This window comes from Actinotignum schaalii, from assembly GCF_028864145.1.
Taxonomy (GTDB): Bacteria; Actinomycetota; Actinomycetes; order Actinomycetales; family Actinomycetaceae; genus Actinotignum; species Actinotignum schaalii_B.
Genome location: NZ_JARBHJ010000063.1, coordinates 1 through 3341, shown reverse-complemented (window position 1 = coordinate 3341; position 3341 = coordinate 1). Strand labels below are relative to the sequence as shown.

The window sequence follows — 3341 nt, the reverse complement described above, 5'->3', positions numbered from 1 at the left end:
AAACATGGCGGCAGCAACCTACTCTCCCACACCCCACCGAGTGCAGTACCATCAGCGCAAACAACCTTAGCTACCGGGTTCGAAAAGGATACCGGGCGTAACCTTGCCGCTATAACCACCGCCACAACCAAAACACCAACCAACCACATGGTGGCCAGTCATCGCACAGTGAACGCAAACACCCAAACAAAAATCCCACGCAAAAACAATTCCAAATGCCTTGTTATTTTGGCTATCGGTCCATTAGTACCAGTCAACTAAACACCTCACAATGCTTACATCCCTGGCCTATCAACCCGATCATCAACCGGGGACCTCACCCACAACAAAATGTGGAACGAGAACTAATCTCGAAGCAGGCTTCCCGCTTAGATGCTTTCAGCGGTTATCCCTCCCGAACGTGGCCAACCAGCAATGCCCCTGGCGGAACAACTGGCACACTAGAGGTTCGTCCGTCCCGGTCCTCTCGTACTAGGAACAGCCCTTCTCAATTCTCAAACGCGCGCAGCGGATAGGGACCGAACTGTCTCACGACGTTCTGAACCCAGCTCGCGTACCGCTTTAATGGGCGAACAGCCCAACCCTTGGGACCTACTCCAGCCCCAGGATGCGACGAGCCGACATCGAGGTGCCAAACCATGCCGTCGATATGAACTCTTGGGCAGGATCAGCCTGTTATCCCCGGGGTACCTTTTATCCGTTGAGCGACGGCGCTTCCACAAGCCACCGCCGGATCACTAGTTCCTACTTTCGTACCTGCTCGACATGTCTGTCTCACAGTCAAGCTTCCTTCTACACTTACACTCACCACCTGATGACCAACCAGGCTGAGGAAACCTTTGAGCGCCTCCGTTACCCTTTAGGAGGCAACCGCCCCAGTTAAACTACCCACCAGGCACTGTCCTTAGCCCGGATCACGGACCAAAGTTAGACATGCAATACGATCAGAGTGGTATTTCAACAACGACTCCACACCAACTAGCGTCAATGCATCACAGTCTCCCACCTATCCTACACAAACCGTACCGAACACCAATACCAAGCTATAGTAAAGGTCCCGGGGTCTTTCCGTCCTGCTGCGCGAAACGAGCATCTTTACTCGTAATGCAATTTCACCGAGCTCGTGGTCGAGACAGTAGAGAAGTCGTTACGCCATTCGTGCAGGTCGGAACTTACCCGACAAGGAATTTCGCTACCTTAGGATGGTTATAGTTACCACCGCCGTTTACTGGGGCTTAACTTCCCAGCCTCGCCCCCAAAAAAAGAGGGCTAACCAGTCCGCTTAACCTTCCAGCACCGGGCAGGCGTCAGTCCGTATACATCGCCTTACAGCTTCGCACGGACCTGTGTTTTTGATAAACAGTCGCTTCTCCCTAGACTCTGCGACCCAACCCCCCACAACACCCAGACAACGGGGCGCGTAAAGAGTGGGCCCCCCTTCTCCCAAAGTTACGGGGGCATTTTGCCGAGTTCCTTAACCACGATTCACTCGCACGCCTTAGTATGCTCTACCCAACTACCAGTGTCGGTTTCGGGTACGGGCGGTCTTACCACTCACGTCGATGCTTTTCTCGGCAGTACAGGATCACTCTACTTCCCACAAAAACTGCGGTCACCATCAGGCCTCACCCTTATGTCCCCCGGATTTACCTAGGAAACGGGCCACACCCTTAAACGCGCCAAGCCATTAGGCACGCGAAGCTACCTCCCTGCGTCACACCTGTTAACACGCTTGCCTCCCACACTTAGGACCCCACGCCACCCACACCAACCACAAACAAGACAAACGCCTCGAAAGCTTTATGGCATAGACGGGATGGTTAGCATCAACGCAGAAGACACTGGACGCAATAAAACCGGTACCAGAATAAGAACTGGTCACCCATCGACTACGCCTGTCGGCCTCGCCTTAGGACCCGACTAACCCAGAGAGGACGAACCTACCCCTGGAACCCTTAGTCATACGGCGGGAAGGATTCTCACCTCCCAAACGTTACTCATGCCTGCATTCTCACTCCCACGCAATCCACCACAAGCTCACGCCACGGCTTCACCTCACGCAGGACGCTCCCCTACCCAAACAAAACAAATTGTTTGCCACGGTTTCGGCGGTGTACTTCAGCCCCGCTACATTGTCGGCGCTCAATCACTTGACCAGTGAGCTATTACGCACTCTTTCAAGGATGGCTGCTTCTAAGCCAACCTCCTGGTTGTCACAGCAACTAAACATCCTTTCCCACTTAGCACACACTTAGGGGCCTTAACCGGCGATCTGGGCTGTTTCCCTCTCGACTATGAAGCTTATCCCCCACAGTCTCACTGCCACGCTCAACTTCATGGTATTCGGAGTTTGGCTGACGTCAGTAACCAGATAAGGCCCATCAGCCAACCAGTAGCTCTACCCCCACAAAGAACCACGCAACGCTGCACCTAAATGCATTTCGGGGAGAACCAGCTATCACGGAGTTTGATTGGCCTTTCACCCCTACCCACAACTCATCCCCCAGGTTTTCAACCCTGGTGGGTTCGGGCCTCCACACGCTCTTACACGTGCCTCACCCTGGCCATGGGTAGATCACCCCGCTTCGGGTCTAGAACATGCAACTACAACGCCCTCTTCAGACTCGCTTTCGCTACGACTACCCCACACGGGTTAACCTCGCCACACATCCTAACTCGCAGGCTCATTCTTCAATAGGCACGCCATCACCACCACCAAGATGGCTCTGACAGTTTGTAGGCGCCTGGTTTCAGGCACTATTTCACTCCCCTCCCGGGGTACTTTTCACCATTCCCTCACGGTACTAAATTCACTATCGGTCACGACGGGTATTTAGCCTTACCAAGTGGTCTTGGCAGATTCACACGAGATTCCACGAGCCCCGTGCTACTCGGGAACACCACAACGCAGTCACACAAGTTTCAGCTACCCGGCTATCACGGTCTACGGCAGGCCTTCCCAAACCCTTCACCTACAAGCATGATTTATCACTACGCCCCGCTCTGTCGGAAACGAGAATGTAATGCCCCACAACACCCCACATGCAACCCCCGACAGGTATCACACACACAAGGTTTAGGCTCCTTCGCTTTCGCTCGCCACTACTCACAAAATATCTTTTCCAGCAGGTACTAAGATGTTTCACTTCCCCACGTTCCCACCACCAACCTATCAATTCAGCTGGCAGCAACCCGGCATAACCCAGGCTAGGTTCCCCCATTCGGACACCCTCGGATCACCACTCGCTAGCCAATTCCCCGAGGCATATCGCAGGCTACAACGTCCTTCTTCGGCCCATACGCACCAAGGCATCCACCAAACGCCCTACAACACCAAAAAA

2 rRNA genes are annotated in these 3341 nt (G+C 53.8%); both read right to left on the bottom strand.

Annotated elements, in window-relative coordinates:
* Positions 1-5 precede the first annotated feature (5 nt).
* A 5S ribosomal RNA gene (gene rrf / locus PWJ82_RS09450) occupies positions 6-123 on the bottom strand.
* A gap of 100 nt (positions 124-223) precedes the next feature.
* Positions 224-3340 (bottom strand): 23S ribosomal RNA (locus PWJ82_RS09445).
* Position 3341: the final 1 nt, after the last annotated feature.